Here is a 25,893-nt window from a genome sequence, read left to right as displayed (position 1 = left end):
GAGCACATGATGAAGGCAACCAAACTGGCCATTATTACCCTTTTTGTCCTGATGGCCGTGAGCGGTATCGGCGGTGTGATGCTGGCAGGATACTCGTTTATTGTTCGCGGCGGTGTCGGCTGAGGTACAGCGCCAGCCGCTCAAAAAGGCGATCGACGACGATTGCCGCCAGCGCGACCAGCACCGCCCCCTGCACAATGTAAGCCGTATTAAACCCGCTCAGGCCGATAATAATCGGCGTTCCCAGCGTATTGGCACCGACCGTAGACGCAATGGTCGCCGTCCCGATGTTAATAATCACCGACGTGCGGATCCCGGCAATGATAACCGGCGCCGCAAGCGGCAGTTCAACCTTGCGCAGCCGCTGGCCGCGACTCATCCCCATCCCTTCTGCCACGCTCAGCACCGACGCCGGTACCGCCGCGAGGCCCGCCAGCGTGCCCTGCAGCACCGGCAATACGCCGTATAAAATCAGCGCGATAATGGCGGGCTGCTGACCAAAGCCCATCACCGGAACCGCTATCGCCAGCACCGCCACCGGGGGAAACGTCTGGCCAATCGCCGCTATCGTCTCCACCAGCGGACGAAACTCCTTGCCCGCAGGCCGCGTGACCGCGATGCCTGCCCCTACCCCCAACACAACCGCGATGGCGCTTGAGAGCGCCACCAGCCAGAGATGCGCCAGAGCGAGATTAATGAAGCTCTCCTGCTGATAGACCGGCCGCGGCAGCCCCGGGAAAAGAGCATTAAACAGCGCCGCGCTGTGGGGCATCAGAAACAGTAAGGCGACAAAGAGCGCTACCAGCCAGAGGAGCGGATCACGCAGTGCCTTCACGCGTCACCTCCCCGGCCAGCAGATCGCGAAAATGTAAGGTTCCGCACGGCGTACCGCGGGAGTCCGAGACGGGCAATACCTCGCACTGGCGCGCGACAAACGCCGAGAGGGCATCCCGCAGGCTCATCTGCGCCTGCAGCGGTTCGCCGCTCACCGGTACCTCCTCCCGACGCATATAGTCGCTGACCGTCCGCAGGGAGAGCAGCCTCACGCCCAGCTCGCTGCGGCCAAAAAACTCGCGCACAAAGTCGTTCTTCGGCCATGTTAATAGCTCAAGCGGCGAGCCCTGCTGCACCACTTCGCCATGATCCATCAGCACCAGATGGTCGGCCAGGCGCAGAGCTTCATCAATATCGTGCGTCACGAGAACGATCGTGCGTCCGAGAATGCGGTGAATGCGGGTCATCTCCGCCTGCAGCGCCCCGCGCGTGACCGGATCCAGCGCGCCGAAGGGTTCATCCATCAGCAGTACCTGCGGGTTAGCCGCCAGCGCGCGCGCCACGCCCACGCGCTGCTGCTGGCCTCCGGAAAGCTGGTGCGGATAGCGATCGCGCAGCGCGGGCTCCAGCCCCAGGAGCGACATGAGTTCATCCACCCGGTCGGCGATTTTCACCCGCGACCATTTCTCCAGCTGCAGCACGGTGGCGATGTTCTGCGCCACCGTCCAGTGCGGAAACAGGCCGATAGACTGAATGGCATAGCCCATCCGGCGGCGCAGCTCCAGCACCGGCAGACTGCGGATCTCTTCCCCGGCAAAGCGGATCAGCCCGCTGTCGTGCTCAACCAGGCGGTTGATCATCTTCAGGGTGGTGGATTTTCCCGAGCCCGAGGTGCCAATCAGCACGGAAAACGCTCCCTCGGCAAAGTTCAGATTCAGGTGGCTCGCCGCCGGGCGACCGGCAAAGGTTTTACTGACATCATGAAATTCAATCATTGGCTCTTCTCCTGAGCAGCGCGAGCCATAAGGCAAACAGCGCGTCGACGACAACCGCCAGCGCAATCGTGGGCACCACGCCCAGTAACACCAGATCGAGGGCACTGCTGAGCAGCCCCTGAAACACCAGCGCGCCAAAGCCGCCCGCACCAATCAGCGCCGCTATCACCGCCATGCCGACGGTTTGTACCGCCACCACCCGCAGGCTGCGCAGCAGCAGGGGCAGCGCCAGCGGCAGCTGAATTTTCCAGAAACACTGCCGCGCGCTCATCCCCATCGCATGGGCGCTTTCAAGCACATCCGGCGCGACCTGACCCAGCCCCGCGACCACGCCGCGCACCAGCGGCAGCAGCGCATACAGCACCAGCGCGATAAGCGCGGGCGTTAACCCCGTTCCGGCTATGCCGAGCGTACCCAGCACCGGAAATGACTTCACCAGCCCCGCCAGCGGGGCAATCAGCAGGCCAAACAGCGCGACGGAAGGTATGGTCTGGATCACGTTGAGCACGGCAAACACCCCACCCTGGCGTGAAGGATGACGATAGCACCACATGCCGAGCAGTATCCCGATCAGCAGAGCCGGGATCAGCGTGCCAAAAAGGATCGTCAGGTGTTGCGCCAGGGCATCATCAAACACCTCCTGACGGTTGGCGTACTCTTTCAGCAGCGAGAGATTGTTCAGCTCACCGCTGAACAGCAGGAACAAGGGAATGCACCATATCTGCGCGTTGAGCACCCAGCGCCAGACGCCGCTGGTGATGAGTCGACGAATGGCGTCGCTGCTGGCCAGCAGACACAGTGCCAGCCACAGCCAGAGGCCGCTGCCCACCGTGGTTCTCGCCAGCGGGCTTTCCGCCGACGCCATATGCGTCGCCGCCTGCCCGGCCCCCCAGAACAGGATGATAAACAGCCCTTCAGCGAGGAGCAGCGTCAGCCACTGCGCCGTGCGGCCTTGCCAGAGCGATAGCGTAACCCACGCGCCCAGCGCCGCCGCCAGCCACCACGGCGTGAACGCCCACACTTCCCAGAGATAGCGCCCCTCCCCTGACATCAGGCGGTTAGGGGCGACATTCACAAACGGCAGCGCGACTGCCGCGATGGCCACGCAGGCCAACAGCAGCAGTACGCGGTTATGACATTTTATTGGCACAGCCCTTTCCCGTTACTTCACAAGCCCTTGTTGTTTCAGGAAGTCGGCGGCCACTTTTTTGGCATCCAGCCCCTCGACGGCAATGCTGGCATTCAGCTGTTGCAGCGTTTTTTCATCCAGCTTTTCGAAGACCGGTTTGAGCCATTCTGCAATATCCGGATAGGCTTTCAGCACCGCCTCACGCACGACCGGGGTCGGGGCGTAAATCGGCTGTACGCCTTTAGGATCGGTCAGGGTTTGCAGGCCGAGCGCCGCCACCGGGCCGTCGGTGCCGTAGGCCATTGCCGCGTTAACGCCGGAAGTTTGCTGCGCCGCCGCCTTAATGGTTACCGCCGTATCCCCGCCCGCCAGCGAGAGCAGCTGCGCCTGGTCGAGCTTGAAGTTGTAGGCTTTTTCGAAAGCAGGGAGCGCGTCAGGACGCTCAATAAACTCCGCGGACGCTGCCAGCTTAAAGTCGCCCTTCTCTTTCAGATAGCGACTGAGATCCGTAAGCGTAGTCAGCTTGCCTTTCTCCGCCACGTCCTTGCGCACGGCGATAGTCCAGGTGTTGTTGGCCGGAGCAGGCGTCAGCCAGACCAGCTTGTTCTGTTCCGCGTCGAGTTTTTTGACTTTCTCATACCCGGCTTTGGCGTTTTTCCATGCCGGATCGTTTTCATCTTTGAAGAAGAATGCCCCGTTGCCGGTGTATTCCGGATAGATATCCAGCTCGCCGGAGGTGATCGCCCCGCGCACGACGGGCGTGGTGCCCAGCTGAACTTTATTGACGGTTTTCACGCCGTGGCTTTCCAGCACCTGCAAAATAATATTGCCGAGCAGCGCGCCTTCGGTATCGATCTTTGAGCCCACTTTTACCGGCTCCGCCGCCTGTAACGGCAGGCTTAGCGCCGCCAGCAGCACCGCAGATCCCAACATCCCCTTTGCAATCGTCATTCCGCTATCCTCATTTTTTTATCGCCTTTTTCAGAGGCTTGAGAGAAAAGCGTAGCTTAAAACAGCGGATTTACCCGGCAAAATGCCTTTTTAGCATAACGTAAGACGCATCCCCCGGAAGCCGGGGGATGCAAAGGAAGGAAGGTTACAGCAGCTCGAACTCGCCTTTATTCACGCGGGCAGAATCCACCCCGATAAAGACGTTAAACTTGCCCGGTTCCGCATCGTATTTCATCTGCTGGTTCCAGAACTTCAGCGCATCCACGTCAATCGGGAAGCTGATGGTTTGGGTTTCGCCAGGCTTCAGGTTGACCTTCTCGAAGCCGCGCAGCTGTTTCACCGGACGGCTCATCGAGGCGGTGACATCCTGAACGTACATCTGAATCACCGTTGCCCCTTCGCGCTTGCCGGTGTTGGTCACCTCGACGCTGGCGGTAACTTTGCCGTCACGCTTCAGGGTCGGCGCCGACATTTTCACGTCAGAAACCTTGAAGCTGGTGTAGCTCAGACCGTAACCAAACGGATACAGCGGGCCGTTAGCTTCGTCGAAGTAACGGGACGTGTACTTGTTCGGCTTGTCGGCGTTATACGGGCGACCGGTGTTCAGGTGGCTGTAGTAGACCGGGATCTGCCCAACGGAGCGCGGGAAGGACATCGGCAGCTTGCCCGACGGGTTGTAATCACCAAACAGCACGTCGGCGATGGCGTTACCGCCTTCGGTACCAGCGAACCAGGTTTCCAGAATGGCGTCAGCCTGCTGGTCCTCTTTCACCAGCGCCAGCGGACGACCGTTCATCAGCACCAGCACCAGCGGCTTGCCGGTGGCTTTCAGGGCGGCGATCAGATCGCGCTGGCTCTGCGGGATGGTGATGTCGGTACGGCTGGAGGCCTCGTGCGCCATACCCTGCGCTTCGCCCACGACCGCGACAACCACGTCAGACTGTTTCGCTGTGTTTACCGCCTCGTCAATCATCTCCTTCGGCGTGCGCGGATCGACCTTCACCGCTTCCTCGTACTGGTTGAGGAAGGTGACGATGTCTTTATCGTTGGTGACGTTCGCCCCTTTGGCGTACACCACTTTCGCGTTATCACCCACGGCACTCTTAATCCCGGTCAGCACGGTCACGGACTGGTCGGCTACGCCTGCGGCAGACCAGCTGCCCATCACGTCGCGCTTGCTGTCGGCCAGCGGGCCCACCACGGCAATGGTGCCGGATTTTTTCAGCGGCAGCGTGTCGAGGCGGTTTTTCAGCAGCACCAGGCTTTCGCGCGCCACGTCACGCGCTTCTTTGCGGTGCAGGCGGCTTTCGGCGTTGGTATCTGCCGGGTCAGAATCCTTCGGCCCAAGATGACTGTACGGATCGTTAAACAGACCCATGTCGTATTTCACGTTCAGCACGTGGCGCGCGGCATCGTCCAGCTCCGCCATCGTGACCTTGCCGCTCTTCACCAGCCCCGGCAGGTATTTGCTGTAGTACTCGTCGCTCATGCTCATGTTGATGCCCGACTTGAGCGCCACGCGCACCGCGTCTTCCGGATCGGAGGCGGTACCGTGTTTAATCAGCTCTTTAATCGCGCCGTGGTCGGAAACGGTGATGCCCTTAAAGCCCCACTGATCGCGCAGCACGTCTTTCAGCAGCCAGGAGTCAGAGGTCGCAGGCGTGCCGTTCAGCGAGTTCAGCGCCACCATCACCGCGCCGCTGCCCGCATCCAGCCCTGCCTTGTACGGCGGCATGTAGTCGTTGAACAGGCGCTGCGGGCTCATGTCGACGGTGTTGTACTCTTTCCCGCCCTCCACTGCGCCATAGGCCGCGAAGTGTTTGACGCTGGTCATCACCGAGTAGCGATCCGCCGGGCTTTTGCCCTGCATCGCTTCCACCATGGTTTTCCCCATCGTGGAGGTTAAATAGGTGTCTTCACCAAAGCCTTCCGAACCGCGGCCCCAGCGCGGATCGCGCGAGACGTCCACCATTGGCGCCCAGGTCATGTTCAGGCCGTCGTCCGCCGCTTCATAAGCCGACACGCGCCCGACGGTTTTCACCGCGTCGAGGTTAAAGGAAGAGGCTAAACCGAGGCTAATCGGGAAAACGGTACGCTGACCGTGCACCACGTCATAGGCAAAGAACAGCGGAATTTTCAGGCGGCTGAGATCCATCACCTGATCCTGCATCTTGCGGATATCCTGGCGGGTGACGGTATTAAAGATGGCTCCAACCTGCCCGTCTTTGATCATCTCGCGGATGGCCTCTTTCGGGTTATCCGGACCGACGCTGATAAGACGCAGCTGGCCGATTTTCTCATCAACCGTCATTTTCTTGAGCAATTCCGTGACAAACGCGTCCCGTGCTTCAGGCGTGAGCGGGTGATTACCAAACAAATCCTCTGCCAGCGCAGGTTGCAGCGCCAGGCTGACGGCGACACCTACAGAACATAGCCATTTCATGTCGTTTTACTCTCTCATCAATAACCGCCGGACGATCTCGGCCATACCGTGCGAAAAGCGCAGTGTGCCACAAACCCTCGAAACGTTGCAGGGTTATTCTCTGATTTTTCTCGTGAATACTCGACCGCTTAACAGTTAATCGCGCTATGCTTTACAGCGAGAAATTTGCCCCACCACAAGGAGTGGAAGATGACTTCTGTTCGAACAAACGATAACACGACTTTTATTAACGAACTGTCGCGCCTGGTTGGCTCCTCTCACCTGCTTACCGACCCGGCCAAAACCGCCCGCTACCGCAAAGGTTTCCGCTCCGGTCAGGGCGAAGCGCTGGCGGTGGTCTTCCCCGGCACGCTGCTGGAGCTGTGGCGCGTGCTGAGCGCCTGCGTCGCCGCCGACAAGATTATTTTAATGCAGGCCGCCAATACCGGCCTGACCGAAGGCTCCACGCCGAACGGCAACGATTACGATCGCGACATCGTGATTATCAGCACCCTGCGCCTCGACAAGCTGCACATGCTGGATAAAGGCGAGCAGGTGCTCGCGTTCCCCGGCACGACGCTCTACTCCCTGGAAAAAGCGCTTAAGCCGCTGGGCCGTGAGCCGCACTCGGTGATTGGCTCGTCCTGCATTGGCGCCTCGGTGGTCGGTGGGATCTGCAACAACTCCGGCGGTTCGCTGGTGCAGCGCGGCCCGGCCTACACCGAGATGTCGCTGTTTGCCCGTATTGACGAAAACGGCAAGCTGACGCTGGTGAACCATCTGGGTATCGATCTCGGCGTAACGCCGGAACAGATCCTCAGCAAGCTCGACGACGATCGCGTGAAGGACGAAGACGTTCAGCACGACGGTCGTCATGCGCACGATCACGACTACGTCACCCGCGTGCGGGATATCGACGCCGATACGCCGGCGCGCTACAACGCCGACCCGGACCGCCTGTTTGAATCCTCCGGCTGCGCCGGGAAGCTGGCCGTGTTTGCCGTACGTCTGGATACCTTCCCGGCGGAGAAAAAGCAGCAGGTGTTTTACATTGGTACCAATCAGCCTGAGGTTCTGACCGAAATTCGTCGTCATATTCTGGGCGAATTCACCCATCTGCCGGTGGCGGGCGAGTACATGCACCGGGACATTTACGACATCGCCGAGCGTTACGGCAAAGATACGTTCCTGATGATCGACAAGCTCGGCACCGACAAAATGCCGTTCTTCTTCACCATGAAGGGACGCACCGACGCGATGCTGGAGAAAGTGTCGCTGTTCAAACCCCACTTCACCGACCGCTTTATGCAGAAGCTGGGCAACGTTTTCCCGGCGCATCTGCCGGAGCGAATGAAAACCTGGCGCGATAAGTACGAGCACCACCTGCTGCTGAAAATGGCCGGAGACGGAATTGCCGAAGCGCAGTCCTGGCTGACCGAATTCTTCAAAAACGCCGAAGGGGATTTCTTTGCCTGTACGCCTGAAGAGGGCAGCAAAGCGTTCCTGCACCGTTTTGCCGCCGCAGGCGCCGCCATCCGTTATCAGGCGGTGCATTCCGAAGAGGTGGAAGATATTCTGGCGCTGGATATCGCCCTGCGACGTAACGACACCGAGTGGTTTGAGCACCTCCCGCCGGAAATCGACAGCAAGCTGGTGCATAAGCTCTATTACGGCCACTTTATGTGTTATGTCTTCCATCAGGATTACATCGTCAAAAAAGGGGTCGATGCGCACGAACTGAAGGAGCAGATGCTCGCCCTGCTGCGTGAACGCGGCGCACAATATCCTGCGGAACATAACGTCGGGCATCTTTATAAAGCCCCTGACGCACTTAAGCAGTTTTATCGCGAGAATGACCCTACAAACAGCATGAATCCCGGCATTGGTAAAACAACGCGGAAGAAATACTGGAAAGAGAGCGCGGACGCGGAGCAGCGCGTAACGCAAGCGTCTGATTAATTCCTATAGCCAAATTTGAGAGATTGTTTAGCGCGCCTTAATCGTAATAGAGTAACCGTCTGACGCCGGAGGAACGTTTCTCCGGCTTTCTATAACGAGGAGCAGGCACATCATGTCGGCTGTTGATGTTTTATCCGAGACCGAACTGGAAGTGCGCGATGCCCTTCCCGATGATGTGCATGCCATCGCCGCCATCTATGCATGGCATGTGCTGCACGGGCGCGCGTCATTTGAAGAAGTCCCCCCTACCATCGACGAAATGCGTCAGCGTATGAAAAGCGTGGCTGAGAGCGGTTTGCCGTGGCTTATCGCGCTGTATCGCGGCATCGTGGTGGGCTACTGCTACGCCACGCCTTACCGCCCGCGACACGCCTACCGCTATACCCTGGAAGAGTCGATTTACGTGGATGCCAGCATTACCGGGCGCGGTTTTGGTTCGGCATTAATGGATGCGCTGATCGCCCGCTGCGAGCAAGGCCCGTGGCGGCAGATGATTGCCGTTGTGGGCGATGGCAACAATAATGCCGGCTCGCTGCGGCTGCATAAAAAGCACGGCTTCGAGATTGTCGGTCAGCTGCGCAGCGTGGGGTATAAGAAAGGCGACTGGCGGGATACGGTGATTATGCAGCGCTCGCTCAACGATGGGGACTGGACGCTGCCGGAATAAACGCAAAACGGTAACCTGGGTTACCGTTTTTAGTGTTTTCTCCCTCTCCCTGTGGGAGAGGGTCGGGGTGAGGGCATCAGCGCGCACAAACGACTCAGTCGTTCTGCGCCGTCGCCATCTGTTCCGCTTTCTGCTTTTTATACGTCAATGCTGCGGCCGGAACGGGCTGCACTTTCCCGGTTTCAATCCAGGTACGCAGGCGGCTCGCGTCCGCGAAGTGGGTATATTTGCCGAAGGCATCCATCACCACCAGCGCCACCGGCTTACCGTTAAACACGGTGCGCATCACCAGACAGTGTCCTGCCGCGTTGGTAAAGCCGGTTTTGGTTAACTGAATATTCCAGTTATCGCGGTATACCAGATGGTTAGTGTTGCGGAACGGCAGCGTATAGGCCGGGTTCGCAAAGGTCGCCATCTCTTCACGGGTAGTGCTGAGCTGACCAATCAGCGGATATTGTTTGCTGGCAATCAGCAGTTTCGTCAGGTCGCGGGCCGTGGAGACGTTGTTGATCGACAGACCCGTCGGTTCAACATAATGCGTATTGGTCATTCCCAGCGCTTTGGCTTTCGCGTTCATCGCGCGGATAAAGGCGTCATAGCCACCCGGATAGTGGTGCGCCAGGCTCGCCGCCGCACGGTTTTCAGACGACATCAGCGCCAGCAGCAGCATATTTTTACGGCTGATTTCACTGTTCAGACGCACGCGAGAGTAGATCCCTTTCATCTCAGGCGTGTGGCTGATATCCACTTTCAATTTTTCGTCCAGCGGCAGATGTGCATCAAGCACCACCATCGCGGTCATTAATTTGGTTATTGAGGCAATCGGGCGCACCAGGTCCGGATGGCTGGCGTAGATCACCTTATTGGTGTTGAGATCGACAATCATCGCGCTGCCGGACGCAATTTGCGGCTGAGCAGCAGCGGCGGTCACCGCGGGCGTTTTAGCGACGGCCGGCACGGCAGCGGACGCACCCAGCAGCAGCGCCAGGCTAAGTAAAGAGACTCGGAATTTCAGCATGGTGAGACTTCTGATAATTATTCACGCACGTCATGACGTACACCGCCTGTATCAACGGATAAACACAGGCTGGCTTCGGCATCATAGCGGTCACCGGGCGTTGTCGCCAGCGGATAATCGTGAACAGATGCTGCATTGCTGGCATTTACGCCAGCAATGCAGTGAACTCAGAAGAGACGGTATCCGTAACCCCAAAGAATAACCGTCAGCGCCAGTAGCGCCTCCAGCACCAGCACCCCGATGGCGAGTGTTGAACTGGAAAAACTCAGGCCTTCTTCTTTATTGATATTCAGGAAGGTTGGAACCCCCAGATACAGCAGATACCCGGTGTAAAAGAGGGCAATGGTACCGATCAGCGCGCACAGCCAGACCAGTGGATAGAGCGCAACAATACCGCTTAAGAACAGCGGGGTCGCGACATATCCGGCAAAGACCATACAGTGCGCCAGCGATGGACGTTGCGGGTAGTTACGCGCCATCCAGTGAATGACGCGCCCCATTATCGCCACACCCGCCAGCATCAGGCCATAAAAAACGATGGCCAGATAGAGCCCGGTAAACCAGGAAAGCTGAACCACGGTGCCGTCACCGAAGTTCCAGCCGATTTGTGTTGTTCCGATAAAAGCGCATATTACCGGCACCGCAGCCATCAGCAGCACGTGGTGCGTGTAATGATGCGAGACCGTTTCGTTCTCACTTTTAATGACATGCATCTCACGATCGGGATGGGAGAAAAGTCCCCAGACATGGTTCATAGCGCCCCCTTGTTGTCGGCCCGTCAGCGATACCTTAAGTATAATGCAGGCTTTAGATTATTTTCTGTACAGTGGGAAATTTCCGTTGATTTCCCCGCTGTTGATTCATGGGGTATATGATTAAACGAGGTAAGCAGAGGGAGATAACATTCACGTAATGGATATTAACGCACTCATTGAACAATATGGATATGCTGCGCTGGTCGTCGGTAGCGTGGCAGAAGGTGAAACCATCACGCTGCTAGGCGGCGTCGCCGCGCATCAGGGATTGCTGAAATTCCCGCTGGTCGTCGCAGCGGTCGCGCTCGGCGGAATGATTGGCGATCAGCTGCTCTACTTTCTCGGGCTGCGCTTCGGGCCAACGCTGCTTAAGCGTTTCGCAAAGCATCAGAAGAAAATCCGCCGCGCTCAACGGCTCATTCAACGTCATCCCTATCTGTTCGTCATCGGCACGCGCTTTATGTACGGCTTTCGTATTATCGGGCCGATACTGATTGGCGCCAGCCATCTGCCGCCAAAAATTTTCCTGCCGCTCAATGTTCTTGGTGCGATAGCCTGGGCGCTGATCTTTACGACGCTCGGCTACGTCGGGGGCGAAGTGATTGGCCCGTGGCTGCATAATCTCGACCAGCACCTGAAGCACTGGGCGTGGCTGATTCTGGTGGTTGCGGCGGTGATTGGGGTCAGGCTGTGGCTGAAGCACCGGGATAAGACGCGGGATGAGGAGTGAGTGCGGTCTCCTCCCCTCACCCCGGCCCTCTCCCAAAGGGAGAGGGTGTTTTTAGTTCCCTCTCCCTTTGGGGGAGGGTTAGGGTGAGGGAAAACTACCCCTCCGGCTTAAACTGCGGGTTCGCCAGCATAAAGCCCCCGTCGACAATAAACGATTGTCCCGTCGTGTAGCTGGCGTCGCTGTCGCACAGCCATGCCACCAGGCTGGCAATCTCTCTGGTGTGGCCCGGTCTTGCCAGCGGGATTTCCGGCATTGAGCCTTCCTTCACTTCGCTGTCGTCCATGTCGTTCATCGGTGTGGCAATGGCGCCCGGCGCGACGGCGTTCACCAGAATGTTGTGCTTAACCAGTTCCATCGCCATGGATTTGGTTAACCCGCCGAGCGCGTGTTTTGCCGCCGTGTAGGCGCTGGCCTCCGGCAGCGGCGTGTGCTCGTGCACCGAGGTGATATTCACAATCCGCCCTCCTTTCCCCTGCTTCACCATCTGCCGGGCGGCAATCTGCGAACAGAGAAACGCGCCGTCCACGTCGACGGTGAAAATGTTCCGCCAGTCGTCAAACGGCATCTCAAGGAACGGCGCTTTGGTCATCGCTCCGGCATTGTTAACCAGCACGTCCAGCCGACCAAAACGCGCAATCAGCGTTTCAATAGCCTTTGCGCCTTCCGGCAGCGTGCTTAAATCAAGATGGATAGCCTCTGCGCGCTGCCCCTGCGCTTCAACTTCGCGGCAGGTTTCCAGCGCCCCTTTTTCATCCGAGTGCCAGGTGACGCCAATATCAAACCCGCGCTCTGCGAGCATCAGCGCCGTGGTTTTACCAATCCCGGAATCCGATGCGGTCACTATCGCTACTCTGGTCATACTCACCTCCTGAAAAACTGCAAAGAGGTAAGTATAGATAATGACCATTTTTAGCCATGATGATAGCCGCCGCCCAGCGCCGACGTCAGCTGCAGCGTGGCGTCGACATACTGGCCTTTCAGCAACAATCCGGCGAGGTCTTCCCTGAGGGCCGGGATCCTGGCTTCACTGACCCGCGAGCCCGCAACGATCCCCGCGCTGAAGCGCGCCTGCGCCAGCGCCACAACCCGCGCCGCATCTTTTTCAACCTGCTGCTGATGGTGGTTCTTCGCCGTCAGCGTTTCGACTTCACTGGCCGTGCGCGCCACCTGATTGACCGCTTCGACCACCGCTTTGTTGTAGTTCGCGACCGAGAGATTGTTCTGCGCCTGGGCGATATCCAGGCTGGCGTTCAGCCTGCCGCTGTCGAAGATCGGCAGCGTAAGCCCGGCGGTCACGCCCATCTGCTGCGCTGAAGCGCGAAACAGATCGCTCAGATGGAGGGCATCCTGCTGTAAGAACGCCATCAGATTCACGTCAGGATAGAAGGCCGCTCTGGCGGCCTCCACCTCGCTCATGGAGGCTTCGATATACCAGTGCGCCTCCTGGAGATCCGGACGGCGGGCCAGCAGCTCATAACCGAGCGTCGGCGGTAGCGCGGCGTCGACCGTCGGCAGCGCATGCCGCGTAAGCGTTACGGAGGAAGAATTCGTCAGCGCGACCAGACGCGCCTCTACGGCTTTCATCTTCCCGTTGACTTCAGCCAGCTGCTCTTCGGTTTTGTTGGCGTCGATATCGGTTTCCACCCCTTCCACGGAGGAGGTGATCCCTTGCTGATACAGCTCGCGGTCGGCGCCGATAATATTGTCCTGCTCATGTTTGATCTGCGCGAGAAGCTCCCCCGCTGCGGCCTGAGTTTGCCACTCCCAGTAGAGCCGCGCCACGCTGCTGGTCAGCAGCTGGCGGGTCTGCTCCAGCTCCGCTTTTTGCGCATTCACTTTGCCAATCCGGGCCTCGACCCGGGCGCGATTTTTTCCCCACAGATCGAGATCCCAGACTGCGGTCAGCCCAAAGGTGCCGTTGGTGTACCACGGCCCGGTGGTGCCTGCAGCCGGGTCGGTAAGGGCGAAAGGCCCCATCAGCCCTTCGGCGGACATTTTCTGGCGTTCCGCATCGGCGGAAAAATCAATCTGCGGACCGTCAGCGGCCATTGCGGCTTTGGCCTGGGCTTCGGCAAGCGTAATGCGCTGACGGGCAATCTGCATATCCGGCGCATCGCTCAACGCTTTCGCAATCAGCCCGTTAAGCTGGGGATCGTTATACGCTTTCCACCACTCATTCTTCGGCCAGTCCTGATGATTCAGAACCGTATTCACCGACGCCGCAGCGGTTTGCGTTTTAATGGGAGACACCGTGGCATGTTCAGGCGCACAGGCTGCCAGAATAAAAGCGAAGGGTGCGCTCAGAGATAAAATAAGAGAACGTTTCATGACGCCATACACTCAAAAAATAAAGGCGCACGTTACGCTCGATATCGTTCATTTTTTTAGTAACGCGTGGCAATCCGCAAATTGTCATACATTTTAATACCCGGAAATTTATTCCCGAAGAGAATGATTAAATTCAATGCATTCACGTCAAATATAAATACGCTGCTACACTTATTCAGGACATACATGAGCGGGAGAAAGGAATGAAAATATTACTGTGGGCTATTTTAATTATATTTCTGATAGGGCTCTTAGTGGTTACCGGCGTATTCAAGATGATTTTGTAATCTATTTGCCCGGCTCAGAGCCGGGCAACGTCATTAATATCAGGCTTTCAGCGAAGCCCCTTTCGTGGCAATCACCTCTTTATACCAGTAGAAACTTTTCTTACGGCTGCGCGCCAGCGTGCCGTTACCGCCGTCATCGCGATCGACGTAAATAAAGCCGTAGCGCTTGGAGAGTTCAGCTTTAGACGCGCTCACCAGGTCGATTGGCCCCCAGCTGGTATACCCCATCACCTCAACGCCGTCGTCAATGGCTTCACGCACCTGCACCAGGTGGTCGTTAAGGTAGCTGATGCGATAATCATCCTGCACTACGCCGTCCGCATCCGGTTTATCCTTCGCCCCGAGGCCATTTTCCACGATAAACAACGGCTTCTGATAGCGATCCCAGAGCACGTTTAGCAGGGTACGCAGGCCGATGGGGTCAATCTGCCAGCCCCATTCGGAACTTGCCAGATGCGGGTTTGGCACCATGCTCAGGATATTGCCGCGCGCCTGCTGGTTGAGGGCCTCATCCGCGGTGACGCAGCCCGTCATGTAGTAGCTGAACGAGATAAAATCGACGGTCGATTTCAGCGCCTCGCGGTCGTCATCCGTGACCTCAAGCTGAATACCATTGTCGCGGAAGAAGCGCTGCATATAGCCCGGGTAGGCGCCACGGCACTGCACGTCGCCAAAGAATTGCCACGCGCGGTTTTCCTGCAGCGTCTCCAGAACATCTTCCGGCTTGCAGGTCAGCGGATACATCAGGCCGCCCAGCAGCATGTTGCCGATTCTGGCATCCGGGATAATCTCGTGGCAGGCCTTCACGGCCAGCGCGCTGGCCACCAGCTGGTGGTGGATCGCCTGGTACACCTCCCCTTTGCTGCTGGTTTCCGGCAGGCCCACGCCGGTCATCGGCGCGTGCAGAGACATATTGATCTCGTTGAAGGTCAGCCAGAGCTTCACCTTCTCCTTGTAGCGCGCAAACACGGTACGGGCGTAGCGCTCGAAGAACCCAATGGTCTGGCGGCTGCCCCACCCGCCGTACTGCTTCACCAGCCCCCACGGCATTTCGTAATGCGAGAGCGTTACCAGCGGGGTAATGCTGTGCGCGGCCAGCTCGTCAAACAGCCGGTCGTAAAACGCCAGCCCCGCTTCGTTAGGCTGCAGCTCGTCGCCGTTCGGGAAGATACGCGTCCAGGCAATGGAGACGCGCAGGCAGCTAAAGCCCATCTCAGCGAACAGTTTGATGTCTTCCGGGTAGCGGTGATAGAAGTCGATGGCGACGTCCTTGATGCCGCTGTCGCCCGCCACGCGCTCAACCACCGGGCCGAAGACACCCTGCGGCTGAACGTCCGAGGTGGACAGCCCTTTCCCCTCCTCCAGATACGCGCCTTCTACCTGATTCGCGGCAACCGCGCCGCCCCATAAAAAATCGTCCGGGAAAGTTTTCATCACGTTCTCCTGTTATTGATGGCTTACGCTGAGTAACGGCGCACCGGCATTGACGGACGTTGCCGCCACGGTCACCACATCGCGATACTCATCGCTGTTACTGATAATGATCGGGGTCACCAGGTCGTATCCGGCATCGATAATCGCCTGTCGGTCAAACTCCAGCAGCAGATCGCCGGGCTCTACCCTGTCGCCCACCTTCACGTGGGCGGTAAACGGCCTGCCGTCGAGCTTCACGGTGTCGATCCCCACGTGAATCAACACTTCAATTCCGCTGTTGCTGAGCAGGCCGATGGCGTGTTTGGTCTGAAACAGCGAGGCCACCACGCCGGCAAACGGGGCCACCACTTTGTTATCCGAGGGAATAATCGCGGCACCGCTGCCCAGCAGGCCGCTGGCAAACGTGGTATCCGGCACCTGGTCGAGCGCCAGAACGGTCCCGGTCATCGGGGATAAGACATCGTTTTCCCCTGCCGTAACCGCAGCTTCCGCCGCTGCGCGTCCCGGCATGCCCGCCACCAGCGTCATGCCGCAGCTCAGCACCAGCGCTACCGCGGTGCCGATCACGCCGCCCCACAGCGTGGCGTTTACCCCACCCGGCGGAATCATCTGGGCGATGGTAAAGATATTGGCGAAGCCGAAGGAGTAAACGTGGGTATCGCTGAAGCCGACAATCGCCCCGCCGATAGCTCCCGCCACGCAGCCAAAGATAAACGGGCGGCGCAGCGGCAGGTTTACCCCATAAACGGCCGGCTCGGTAATACCAAATATCCCTGCCGTCACCGATGAACCCGCCAGCATTTTCTGACGGGCATCGCGGGTACGCAGGAAGATCCCCAGCGCTGCCCCCACCTGGCCAAACACCGCGGGCAATAGCATTGGCAGCATGGAGTCATGCCCCAGCACCGCCAGGTTGTTAATCATCAGCGGCACCAGCCCCCAGTGCAGGCCAAAAATAACGCAGACCTGCCACAGCGCGCCCATCGCCGCGCCCGCCAGCCACGGTGCCAGAACGTAAATACTCTGATAGCTGTTCGCCAGCATCTGGCTCAGCCAGGTCGCCAGCGGCCCGATAACGAGGAAAGTCAGCGGCACTGTCACGCCCAGACAGATCAGCGGCGCGAAGAAGTTTTTCATTGAGGAAGGCAGCAGCCTGGTGCTCTGTTTTTCCAGCCAGCAGCTCACCCACGAGGCGAGAATAATCGGGATCACCGACGAGCTGTAGTTAAACCAGGTGACAGGAATGCCCAAAAAGGCGTCCGATACCGCGCCCGGCTGCTGGCTGGCGTTAAACGCCGCAATCATCATCGGATGGGTGAGCGCCCCGCCGATCACCATGGTAATAAACGGGTTGCCGCCGAATTTTTTCCCGGCGGTATAGCCCAGCACCAGCGGGAAGAAGAAGAACAGCGCGTCGCTGGCGGCGAACCAGATTTTATAGGTGCCGCTTTCGGTGGTGAGCCAGCCGCAGACAATCGCCAGCGCCAACAGCCCTTTCAGAATACCGGACGCGGCCAGAATGCCGATAAACGGGGTGAAGATCCCGGAGACGATGTCAATCAGGCGGCCCAGCAGGTTGCCCTTTTCCCCCCTCTCTTCCACGACGGGCGCGTCATCGGTAAGGCCTGCCTCATTGCGCACCGCCTGCCAGACGTCGTGGACGTGGTTGCCAATCACTACCTGAAACTGGCCGCCGCTTTCGACCACCATGATGACGCCCGGGTTTTTCTTGAGCCCTTCCGCATCCGCCCGTTGATTCTCTTTCAGTTTGAAGCGAAGCCGGGTCGCGCAGTGTACAAGACTGACGATGTTCTCTTTTCCGCCAACGTGGCCGAGAATATCCTTCGCTAAAGCCTGGTATTCCATCTCGATTTCCTTACATCCGATGCCTGCAGGCACCTGTTGACTGAGTACAAAAAATAAAAAAACCCGAGAACGACCTTCTGACTAAGGCCGCGCTCAGGTTTTGCCTGCGTGATGCAGTAACAATCCTGTTTTGAGGCTTAACGCCCCTCTTTTCTCACCCGTTCAATATGAATGGCGAGGAACATAATTTCTTCGGTTGTCAGCTCACGCTGATAGCTTTTGTTCAGGTGCTGGGCGATTTTCTCGGCGCATTTCCACGCTTTCGCGTAGTTGTCTTTTACTGCCGTATGCAGCGAGACATCGTCATCTTCCACCACGGTGCGGGTCAGCATCCGCTGGGCAAAAAACTTCAGGTGAGTGACGAAACGCTGATAGCTGAGCGACTCTTCATCGTACTCAAGCTGCAGCTGATACTTCACCAGCTGCAGGATCTCCTGCATCACCCGCGTCACGTGCATCACTTCCGGCATTTCGCTGTTCAGTTGCGCGGTGACCAGATGCAGCGCGATAAACCCGGCCTCATCCTCCTCCAGCTCGACGTTCAGGCGTCTGGCGATAATGGCCCGCGCCTCCTGCCCTAATTCGAACTCCTTCGGATACAGCCGTTTAATATCCCACAGCAGCACGTTTTTGATGGCCAGCCCGTTCTTCTGCCGCTCAATCGCAAAGTAGCAGTGGTCGGTGAGGGTGATATACAAACTCTCCTGCAGCTTGCCCAGCCGCTGCGCCGCCAGCCCGATGATGCGGTCGCAGGTGGTCATCACCTCCAGCGGAATTTGACTCAGCAACTCCCCGAGTCGACGCACCAGCTCATCGCTTTGTAACGCAAACACCTTTTCAACCAACGCGGTATCGAGCGCTTCGCCGACGCGCTTCTGAAAGGCCAGCCCACGGCCCATCACCACCTGTTCGCGCCCGCGCTCATCCTGAACAACCACCACGTTATTATTGAGTATCTTGGCGATTTTCATCTGAACCCCAGAAACAAAAAAACCTGACCTCCGGCAGATGCCAGAAAATCAGGTTTTGCCTGCCTAAGCAGTAACAATCCAGTTCTGGCACTCTATCAGTTTCATTCATAGCCTCAATGCATCACGCGTCAGAAACGTGACGCGGATCGAACTTGCTACGGTGATATCAGAAGCTCACCACCGTTTTCAGCTCGGTAACCCAGGCATCCTGGGTGCGACTGACCCCGCCGGGATGGTGCCAGTACTGAATGCCCGGCTGCAGCTCCAGCCACGACACCGGACGGAAGCGATAATAAAACTCACCGTTCAGGGAGTGGCCTGGCTCCGGGTGATACGCCGGATCGTTATAGTCCGACACGCCGCTCAGGCTGTTCATATAGCGCTGGTTGCGGGCGTACTGGCTGCTCATATCAATCCAGGTTAGCCCGAAGCCAATCCAGTCTTCCGGCCGCGCGTCAAAAAGCCCGCGGTAGCGCAGCGAGGCGGCGTAAACCTGATGCATGTAGTTGGTACTCTGATCCGCAAGGCTCATGCTGAAAGAGGTGCTCAACCCGCGATTCGGATCGTCCTGATGCTGCGTAAGCTGCTGGTTTAGCCCGGCGTACATAAACCAGGTCCGGCTGTGCGTTTCGAACCCGTTCGGGTCCGTCGCGCCCGCCCCGCCGGATTTGCCGCGATAGAGATCGGTTTGCGGCGCGTTGGTAAACACCACGCCCAGGTTATACGCCCCCGGCAGGCCGTTAATCAGCGGACGCGCTTCAATTTCAACCGGCAGTAAAACCCCTTTGCTGCCCTTCGTCGACCAGCTCCACGCGTGGCTGCGGCTGGAGGCCTCGGGATTTTGCTCCATCACGCCACCTTTTAAGGTCAGCGTCGGCGTTAATTTATAGGCAAGCGTGGTGCCCCAGGTGTGAACGTTCCAGTTGTTCCACGTCAGCGAGTTGGCTGACTTCCCGCCGCACTGCGACAGGAGCTGGAAATCACAGGGGATGATTTGATCGAAGGTCTGCACCTTGTTCATCATCCCGATGCGCCAGGTCAGACGCCGGTCGTCAAAGCTGCGGGCAAAGGTCAGCCAGCCCAGACGGGTAATCGACTGCCCGCCCCAGCTCTCCTGGGTCAGATCGTTAAAGTTAACGCGCGGGTCCTGTACGCGTTTAGTGGTGAGGTCGTCATTGTGGTTACGGTTGACGATATTCCCCTCGATACGCGCGTCCGGGATACCGGTCCAGCGCTCCAGGTCCTGGTTGAAGGTCAGCGCAAACTGGTCAATATAGGCCACGTGGGAGTCGTGGTTATATCCGCCACCGCCGTTCCAGCCAATTTCATTCAGGTATCCGAGGTTATAGGTAAAACCGTTATCGTTGAGGATTTTACGTATGCCGAGCATTTCGCCCAGAACAGGCTCCGGCGGAGCTTCAAAACCTAATACCGTTCCGTTCCAGTCCTGCGCCACCGACAGCGGGGATATCGCTAATAAGACGAGTGCAAAGAATTTATTTTTATATGCCATAATAACAACCTGTGATTGAGTATTTTGTGCGTAACCGGCCGCAGGAAATTTTTCTATTTCCTGTCGATATTTCATTTTTTTAAATCAGTAAAAAGCGCTAAGCCAAATTTCTCTCCTGCGTAAACGAGAGGCAAAAAAAAACCTAAGCGCTCCACAGCGAAAATGCTGTGAAACGCTTAGGTTTTGCCTGTTAACCAGTAACAATCCTGTGTTGAAAACAGTGGCACCTTAACACCGTCGCGCCACGTTGAAAACCAGAACGGTTTTCTGGTTTAAAAAAGTGTGAGCAATTTAACGCTTATTATTTTGACTGAATCACCCGGGCAATTTCAGACGAAGTCTGCAATGTCCGAATCTCCTGAAATAATCCCAGCGCTTCATCGTACTCTTTGCGTAAATAACTCAGCCACTGTTTAATTCGCGCGACGTGATACAAGCCGGTGTCGCCCTGCTTTTCCAGTCGGCTGTATTTTTGCAGCAGCGTGACGACGTCTTCCCACGGCATTCGCGGCTCGTTATATTTCACCACCCGGCTGAGGTTCGGCACATTCAGGGCGCCGCGACCGATCATCACCGCATCGCAGCCGGTGGCCTTCAGACAGGCCTGCGCGCTCTCATAATCCCAGATTTCACCGTTGGCGATCACCGGAATGGTGAGGCGCTTGCGGATCTCACCGATCGCCTGCCAGTTAATGCGCTCGGCCTTGTAGCCATCTTCTTTGGTGCGGCCATGCACCACCAGCTCGGTGGCCCCGGCCTGCTGCACCGCATCGGCGATTTCAAACTGCCGCGCGTCGCTGTCCCATCCCAGGCGCACCTTCACCGTCACCGGCAAATGCGAAGGCACGGCCTCACGCATGGCCTTCGCGCCGCGGTAAATCAGCTCAGGATCTTTCAGCAACGTCGCCCCGCCGCCGCTGCCGTTCACCAGCTTCGACGGGCAGCCGCAGTTGAGATCCACCCCGTAAGAGCCCAGCTCAACCGCGCGGGCGGCGTTTTCCGCCAGCCATTCGGGATACTGGCCGAGCAGCTGAATACGCACCAGCGTGCCGGAAGAGGTCCGGCTCTGGTTGTGCAGCTCGGGGCACAGGCGGAAGAAGGATTTTACCGGCAACAGCATATCGACCACGCGCAGAAATTCCGTCACGCAGAGATCGTAATCGTTCACCTCGGTCAGAAGCTCGCGCACGAGGGAGTCGAGCACGCCTTCCATTGGGGCCAGTAAAACACGCATAGCAGTACCTGTGAAAAAAGACGCGCTATAGTAGCCGCTCTCTATATCGCTGGGAAGCGCTTCTGTTCAGGGAGAAAGTCAGCCGGCGTTGCCCCCACAATGGCGCGAAACGCCGCCGCAAATGCCGCCGGGCCAGAAAACCCCAGCATCCAGGCCACCTGCTTAACCGGGTATCCGTTGGCGAGCAGATCCAGCGAGGCACAAATCCTTGCGCGCTGTCGCCAGGCCCGGAAGCTAAAGCCGGTATCTTTGATAAAGGCGCGTGAGAATGTGCGTTCAGACATCGCGGCCTGTTCCGCCAGCCTTTCCATCGAAACATCCCAGAGATTGCTGGCAATGATGTCACAGGCAACGCGATGTAACCGCTCATCCACGGGCATCGGTAATTCGGCCGAAATCTGCTGCGCCTCGCTGAGGATTTCGAGCAGCAAAACGGCCATGCTGCGCTGACTGGCTGGCCGGTATTGCGCACTGAACAGCCCGGCAATCAGCTCTTTGAACAACGCCGTCGCCATAATCACGTGAACCTCTTCTTTCCGTTTAAAAGATCGGCATTGCGATATCAGCGCGGGGCTAAACCAGACCGCGCGGAGCTCCGTTGCGGATAACACGCTGTAGGTGTGTTCCTGAAAGGGAGGGATCCAGAGCGCGCGCTGTGGTGGTATGACCCAACGCTTATTGCCGGTTTCGACCAGCATCACCCCTTTGATGGCAAACAAAAGCTGCCCCTGTGGATGCCGGTGAGGGGGATCCACTTCGCCGCGCGTATAGCTAATTGCCCCTCTGGACCATCCGATAGCATCGTCATGAATTGGCGTTTTATCGATAACGGTTGGCATTTCACATTCCTCCCTTCCTCTTATGATGCTGCTTGTACACGTAACCGGAGAGAGACGCAATGCACATTCATTTTATCATTCATGAACATTTCGAAGCGCCAGGCGCATATGAAATCTGGGGGAAAAATCGCGGCTGTAGTATGAGCTACTCCAGAGTTTATCAGGGCGATCCGTTACCCGAGGATCTGCAGAGCACAGACTTGCTTATCATCATGGGAGGCCCGCAGTCGCCTGCCACCACGCTTCAGGAGTGCCCCTGGTTTGACGCGCAGGCGGAAATACGGCTCATCGGCCGCGCAATAGAGGCAGGTAAAACGGTGATTGGCGTTTGTCTGGGCTCGCAGCTTATCGGTGAAGCGCTGGGCGCCGCGTTTTGCCATAGCCCGGAAAAAGAGATCGGCAAATTTCCCGTCAGGCTCACAGATGCAGGCAAGGCGAACCCGCTGTTTGAGGATTTTGGCCACGAGCTGAACGTCGGTCACTGGCATAACGACATGCCAGGGTTGACGCCGCAGGCTAAAGTGCTGGCTTACAGCGAGGGCTGCCCCCGTCAGATCGTGCAATATGGCGAACGGATTTACGGTTTTCAGTGTCATATGGAACTGACGCCGGAGGTGGTTGAGCTGCTGATTGAACATTCGCAGAACGATCTCCGCCGCGCGGCTGAATTTCGTTTTGTCGAAACGGCGGAAAAATTACGCTCGCATGATTATCGCGAAATGAATCAGGTGCTGTTTTCATTTCTGGATAAACTCGCCGCCCAACGCGAGGCCTGACTCAGAGGCATTTCTCTGGCTCGTCACTTCGCCACCGCACGCCCTTTCCTCTAAACTGTAGCCTGCCCCTGTGCGGTGATACCAGACGTTCCATTCTGGAATGTCTGGTATGCTCAAATTTCATGATGTGATCCGTGGCACATTTTTGGGTTTAATTGTATGATGAATGCGTTTCAGCAAGGACTATCACCATGAGCAAATCATTGAACATTATCTGGCAATATCTGCGCGCATTCGTCCTGATTTACGCCTGCCTGTACGCCGGGATTTTCATCGCGTCGCTGCTGCCGATTGTTATTCCCGGCAGCATTATCGGTATGCTGATCCTCTTCGTTTTGCTGGCGCTGCAAATCCTGCCCGTAAAATGGGTCAACCCCGGCTGCTTCGTTCTCATTCGCTATATGGCGCTGCTTTTCGTGCCCATCGGTGTCGGGGTCATGCAGTATTTTGATTTGCTCAAGGCCCAGTTCGGCCCGATTGTGGTCTCCTGCGCGGTCAGTACGCTGGTGGTTTTCCTTGTGGTGAGCTGGAGTTCGCATCTGGTGCATGGCGAACGTAACGTGGTCGGGGAGAAAACAAAAAAATGATGGCCAATATCTGGTGGTCGCTGCCGTTAACCCTGGCGGTGTTCTTCGCCGCGCGCAAGCTTGCCGCACGCTTCAAAATGCCATTGCTGAACCCGCTGCTGGTGGCGATGGTGGTGATTATTCCGTTCCTGCTGCTCACCGGCATTCCCTACGAACGCTACTTTGCCGGCAGCAAAATTTTAAACGACCTGCTGCAGCCTGCCGTTGTGGCGCTCGCCTTTCCTTTATACGAGCAGCTCCATCAGATCCGCGCCCGCTGGAAATCCATCATTACCATCTGTTTTGTGGGCAGCCTGGTGGCGATGATCACCGGCACGTCGGTGGCGCTGTTGATGGGGGCCTCCCCGCAAATTGCCGCCTCTATCCTGCCTAAATCGGTGACCACGCCTATCGCGATGGCGGTCGGCGGCAGCCTCGGCGGGATCCCGGCCATCAGCGCGATGTGCGTCATTTTCGTCGGTATTCTGGGTGCGGTGTTTGGTCACACCCTGCTGAACGGGATGCGTATTCACACTAAAGCGGCACGGGGGCTGTCGATGGGAACAGCTTCCCACGCCCTGGGCACCGCCCGCTGCGCGGAGCTGGATTATCAGGAAGGGGCGTTTAGCTCCCTGGCGCTGGTGATCTGCGGGATTATCACCTCCCTGCTGGCCCCGTTCATTTTCCCGCTGATTCTGGCGGTGATGGGCTAAAATTTGCGATGCGTCGCGCAAATTTCATTTTGATTTCATAAGTTGCATACATAATGAGAAGTGGATCACATATAAAGCCCTGACGGCTCCGTAAACTACCGATCCATTAACCTTTATGAGGCAAACGCCATGCACCCACGTTTTCAAGCTGCTTTCGCCCAGCTTGCAGAGAATTTGCAGTCAGCCCTGGCTCCCGTTCTGGCAGATGCACACTTCCCCGCCCTGCTGACCGCGGAGCAGGTCACGATGCTGAAACAAGCAACGGGACTGGACGAAGACGCGCTGGCTTTCGCACTGCTTCCTCTGGCTGCCGCCTGCGCGCGGGCCGATCTCTCCCACTTTAACGTCGGGGCCATTGCGCGCGGCGTCAGCGGAACCTGGTACTTCGGCGGCAACATGGAGTTCCTGGGCGCGACCATGCAGCAAACGGTTCACGCCGAGCAGAGCGCCATCAGCCACGCCTGGCTGCGCGGTGAAAAAGCCCTGAGCGCCATTACCGTTAACTACACCCCCTGCGGCCACTGCCGTCAGTTTATGAACGAGCTGAACAGCGGGCTGCAGCTGCGCATCAACCTGCCGGGCCGCGCGCCGCATACGCTGGGGGATTATCTGCCGGACGCCTTTGGTCCGAAAGATCTGGAGATCAAAACGCTGCTGATGGACGATCAGGACCACGGTTACGCCCTGTCCGGCGATGACCTGAGCCAGGCGGCCATTTGCGCGGCGAACAAAAGCCACACGCCGTACAGCAAATCCCCGAGCGGCGTGGCGCTGCAGTGCCGCGATGGCCGGATCTTTAGCGGCAGCTACGCGGAAAACGCCGCGTTTAACCCAACCCTGCCACCGCTGCAGGGCGCGCTTAACCTGCTGAGCCTGAACGGCTATGACTATCCGGACATTCAGCGCGCTATTCTGGCAGAAATTGCCGATGCGCCGCTGATTCAGTGGGATGCGACCGCCGCGACGCTTAAAGCGCTGGGCTGCACGACGATTGACCGCGTACTGCTTGCGTAATCCTTCCGGCGGGCAGAAATGCCCGCCAGTTTGCTGAAAAACCCCTCAGTTGAGTCGCTGTTTCTTGCGCTAACCAGGCGGGTAAAGTAGCCTGAGTTAAATTTCATCCACGAACGAGCCATCTCCATGTTAAAGCGCGTTTTTTACAGCCTGTCTGTCCTGGTCGGCATACTGCTGTTGATCGTGCTGGGTCTCGACCGCTGGATGAGCTGGAAAACCGCCCCCTACATCTTTGATGACCTGCAGGACCTGCCCTATCGTCAGGTTGGCGTGGTGCTCGGCACCGCCAAGTATTACCGCACCGGCGTGATCAACCAGTATTACCGTTACCGCATTCAGGGCGCGCTGAACGCCTACAACAGCGGCAAGGTGAACTACCTGCTGTTAAGCGGGGATAACGCCCTGCAAAGCTACAATGAACCGGTGACGATGCGTAAGGACCTGATTGCCGCGGGCGTGGATCCTGCCGATATCGTGCTCGACTACGCCGGATTCCGCACCCTGGACTCCATCGTGCGCACGCGTAAAGTCTTCGACACCAACGACTTCATCATCATCACCCAGCGCTTCCACTGCGAGCGCGCGCTGTTTATCGCGCTGCATATGGGCATTCAGGCGCAGTGTTACGCGGTGCCGTCGCCAAAAGATATGCTGAGCGTGCGCGTGCGCGAGTTCGGCGCGCGTTTTGGCGCCCTGGCCGATCTGTATATCTTCAAACGCGAACCGCGCTTTTTAGGCCCGCTGGTTCCGATTCCGGCGATGCACGAAGTGCCGGAAGACGCGCAGGGTTACCCGGCCGTCACGCCCGAGCAGCTGCTGGATATGCAGAAAAAGGAAAAATAACAGGACCGCCTTTATACTTTCTTTACGCCGGGCCTGACGCTTTTTATCCCCCCTTTACGTCGGCTCTTTTAAGCTGAGTTCACTGCCGCTACGGCTTCATTGAAGAATG

24 protein-coding genes and 1 pseudogene are annotated in these 25,893 nt (G+C 57.7%); 10 read left to right on the top strand and 15 right to left on the bottom strand.

All coding sequences use genetic code 11. The annotated features are described in order from the left end of the window. Nucleotides 1-9: 9 nt before the first annotated feature. Entirely contained in the window at nucleotides 10-123 is a 114-nt protein-coding gene (locus USF70_RS19205) for a protein YohO (protein WP_008500895.1), read from the top strand. On the opposite strand, the gene USF70_RS19200 is transcribed toward USF70_RS19205, so the two are convergent. The 5 genes from USF70_RS19200 to bglX all read right to left on the bottom strand — a co-directional run bounded on the left by USF70_RS19200 (nucleotide 98) and on the right by bglX (nucleotide 6,292). Then, nucleotides 98-835 (bottom strand): ABC transporter permease, encoded by a 738-nt coding sequence (locus tag USF70_RS19200; protein ID WP_033146011.1) that lies wholly within the window; start codon nucleotides 833-835, stop codon nucleotides 98-100. The genes USF70_RS19205 and USF70_RS19200 overlap by 26 nt on opposite strands. Continuing rightward, nucleotides 819-1,769 (bottom strand): ABC transporter ATP-binding protein, encoded by a 951-nt coding sequence (locus tag USF70_RS19195; protein WP_033146012.1) that lies wholly within the window; start codon nucleotides 1,767-1,769, stop codon nucleotides 819-821. The genes USF70_RS19200 and USF70_RS19195 overlap by 17 nt, the downstream gene beginning before the upstream one ends. Beyond that, nucleotides 1,762-2,919 (bottom strand): ABC transporter permease, encoded by a 1,158-nt coding sequence (locus USF70_RS19190; RefSeq protein ID WP_320735917.1) that lies wholly within the window; start codon nucleotides 2,917-2,919, stop codon nucleotides 1,762-1,764. The genes USF70_RS19195 and USF70_RS19190 overlap by 8 nt, the downstream gene beginning before the upstream one ends. A gap of 12 nt (nucleotides 2,920-2,931) precedes the next feature. After that, on the bottom strand, nucleotides 2,932-3,849 hold the full coding sequence (locus USF70_RS19185; protein ID WP_221702071.1) for an ABC transporter substrate-binding protein: 918 nt from the start codon (nucleotides 3,847-3,849) through the stop codon (nucleotides 2,932-2,934). A gap of 145 nt (nucleotides 3,850-3,994) precedes the next feature. Then, complete coding sequence (gene bglX / locus USF70_RS19180; RefSeq protein ID WP_047060524.1) at nucleotides 3,995-6,292, bottom strand: beta-glucosidase BglX; 2,298 nt, start codon at nucleotides 6,290-6,292, stop codon at nucleotides 3,995-3,997. A gap of 189 nt (nucleotides 6,293-6,481) precedes the next feature. Here bglX and dld point away from each other — a divergent pair, with 189 nt between their 5' ends. Together dld and USF70_RS19170 are read left to right on the top strand one after the other, a co-directional pair. Beyond that, nucleotides 6,482-8,230 (top strand): D-lactate dehydrogenase, encoded by a 1,749-nt coding sequence (dld, locus tag USF70_RS19175; protein ID WP_320735916.1) that lies wholly within the window; start codon nucleotides 6,482-6,484, stop codon nucleotides 8,228-8,230. Nucleotides 8,231-8,342: 112 nt separating this feature from the next. Further along, nucleotides 8,343-8,897: a GNAT family N-acetyltransferase gene (locus USF70_RS19170; RefSeq protein WP_033146016.1), complete on the top strand. Its 555-nt coding sequence runs from the start codon at nucleotides 8,343-8,345 to the stop codon at nucleotides 8,895-8,897. A gap of 94 nt (nucleotides 8,898-8,991) precedes the next feature. Here the strand turns inward: USF70_RS19170 and pbpG are convergent, their stop codons facing one another. After that, on the bottom strand, nucleotides 8,992-9,915 hold the full coding sequence (gene pbpG, locus USF70_RS19165; RefSeq protein WP_023312453.1) for a D-alanyl-D-alanine endopeptidase: 924 nt from the start codon (nucleotides 9,913-9,915) through the stop codon (nucleotides 8,992-8,994). A gap of 167 nt (nucleotides 9,916-10,082) precedes the next feature. Further along, entirely contained in the window at nucleotides 10,083-10,670 is a 588-nt protein-coding gene (locus tag USF70_RS19160; protein ID WP_033146018.1) for a Yip1 family protein, read from the bottom strand. 157 nt (nucleotides 10,671-10,827) lie between these two features. Between USF70_RS19160 and USF70_RS19155 the strand changes: the two genes are divergently transcribed. After that, on the top strand, nucleotides 10,828-11,400 hold the full coding sequence (locus USF70_RS19155) for a DedA family protein (protein WP_039263154.1): 573 nt from the start codon (nucleotides 10,828-10,830) through the stop codon (nucleotides 11,398-11,400). Nucleotides 11,401-11,494: 94 nt separating this feature from the next. On the opposite strand, the gene USF70_RS19150 is transcribed toward USF70_RS19155, so the two are convergent. Both USF70_RS19150 and mdtQ read right to left on the bottom strand, forming a co-directional pair. Beyond that, nucleotides 11,495-12,259, bottom strand: coding sequence for an SDR family oxidoreductase (locus USF70_RS19150; RefSeq protein WP_246946441.1), 765 nt, complete (start codon nucleotides 12,257-12,259; stop codon nucleotides 11,495-11,497). A gap of 50 nt (nucleotides 12,260-12,309) precedes the next feature. Further along, entirely contained in the window at nucleotides 12,310-13,728 is a 1,419-nt protein-coding gene (gene mdtQ, locus USF70_RS19145; protein WP_320735915.1) for a multidrug resistance outer membrane protein MdtQ, read from the bottom strand. A gap of 203 nt (nucleotides 13,729-13,931) precedes the next feature. Between mdtQ and yohP the strand changes: the two genes are divergently transcribed. Further along, a complete protein-coding gene (gene yohP, locus USF70_RS19140; protein ID WP_320735934.1) occupies nucleotides 13,932-14,015 on the top strand; it encodes a small membrane protein YohP in 84 nt (27 codons plus the stop codon). Between the two features lie 39 nt (nucleotides 14,016-14,054). Here yohP and USF70_RS19135 read toward each other — a convergent pair whose 3' ends face one another. From USF70_RS19135 to USF70_RS19110, 6 genes and pseudogenes are all read right to left on the bottom strand, one after another. After that, nucleotides 14,055-15,449 carry a 6-phospho-beta-glucosidase gene (locus USF70_RS19135; RefSeq protein WP_320735914.1) on the bottom strand — a complete coding sequence of 465 codons (1,395 nt, stop codon included), beginning with the start codon at nucleotides 15,447-15,449 and terminating at the stop codon, nucleotides 14,055-14,057. A gap of 12 nt (nucleotides 15,450-15,461) precedes the next feature. After that, nucleotides 15,462-17,428: pseudogene (gene bglF / locus USF70_RS19130) on the bottom strand (PTS beta-glucoside transporter subunit IIABC). 24 nt (nucleotides 17,429-17,452) lie between these two features. Continuing rightward, nucleotides 17,453-18,286: a BglG family transcription antiterminator LicT gene (gene licT / locus USF70_RS19125; RefSeq protein ID WP_023616723.1), complete on the bottom strand. Its 834-nt coding sequence runs from the start codon at nucleotides 18,284-18,286 to the stop codon at nucleotides 17,453-17,455. 166 nt (nucleotides 18,287-18,452) lie between these two features. Beyond that, entirely contained in the window at nucleotides 18,453-19,799 is a 1,347-nt protein-coding gene (locus USF70_RS19120; RefSeq protein WP_320735913.1) for a carbohydrate porin, read from the bottom strand. 301 nt (nucleotides 19,800-20,100) lie between these two features. Further along, on the bottom strand, nucleotides 20,101-21,033 hold the full coding sequence (gene dusC, locus USF70_RS19115) for a tRNA dihydrouridine(16) synthase DusC (protein WP_213729957.1): 933 nt from the start codon (nucleotides 21,031-21,033) through the stop codon (nucleotides 20,101-20,103). 41 nt (nucleotides 21,034-21,074) lie between these two features. Beyond that, nucleotides 21,075-21,872, bottom strand: a complete 798-nt coding sequence (locus tag USF70_RS19110) for an AraC family transcriptional regulator (protein WP_033146026.1) — start codon at nucleotides 21,870-21,872, stop codon at nucleotides 21,075-21,077. Nucleotides 21,873-21,931: 59 nt separating this feature from the next. Between USF70_RS19110 and USF70_RS19105 the strand changes: the two genes are divergently transcribed. From USF70_RS19105 to sanA, 5 genes are all read left to right on the top strand, one after another. After that, nucleotides 21,932-22,648 (top strand): type 1 glutamine amidotransferase, encoded by a 717-nt coding sequence (locus tag USF70_RS19105; protein ID WP_320735912.1) that lies wholly within the window; start codon nucleotides 21,932-21,934, stop codon nucleotides 22,646-22,648. 191 nt (nucleotides 22,649-22,839) lie between these two features. Then, a complete protein-coding gene (locus USF70_RS19100) occupies nucleotides 22,840-23,235 on the top strand; it encodes a CidA/LrgA family protein (RefSeq protein ID WP_167819162.1) in 396 nt (131 codons plus the stop codon). After that, entirely contained in the window at nucleotides 23,232-23,927 is a 696-nt protein-coding gene (locus USF70_RS19095; RefSeq protein ID WP_029740398.1) for a CidB/LrgB family autolysis modulator, read from the top strand. The genes USF70_RS19100 and USF70_RS19095 overlap by 4 nt, the downstream gene beginning before the upstream one ends. Nucleotides 23,928-24,056: 129 nt before the next feature. Beyond that, nucleotides 24,057-24,941 carry a cytidine deaminase gene (gene cdd / locus USF70_RS19090; RefSeq protein ID WP_087823027.1) on the top strand — a complete coding sequence of 295 codons (885 nt, stop codon included), beginning with the start codon at nucleotides 24,057-24,059 and terminating at the stop codon, nucleotides 24,939-24,941. 126 nt (nucleotides 24,942-25,067) lie between these two features. Next, nucleotides 25,068-25,784: an outer membrane permeability protein SanA gene (gene sanA, locus USF70_RS19085; RefSeq protein ID WP_008500918.1), complete on the top strand. Its 717-nt coding sequence runs from the start codon at nucleotides 25,068-25,070 to the stop codon at nucleotides 25,782-25,784. The last annotated feature ends 109 nt before the right edge of the window (nucleotides 25,785-25,893 follow it).

The organism is Enterobacter sp. 237C8, assembly GCF_034106865.1.
GTDB lineage: Bacteria > Pseudomonadota > Gammaproteobacteria > Enterobacterales > Enterobacteriaceae > Enterobacter > Enterobacter asburiae_B.
Note: the sequence above shows the minus strand (reverse complement) of the source record. Positions and strands in the feature narration are given on the sequence as shown.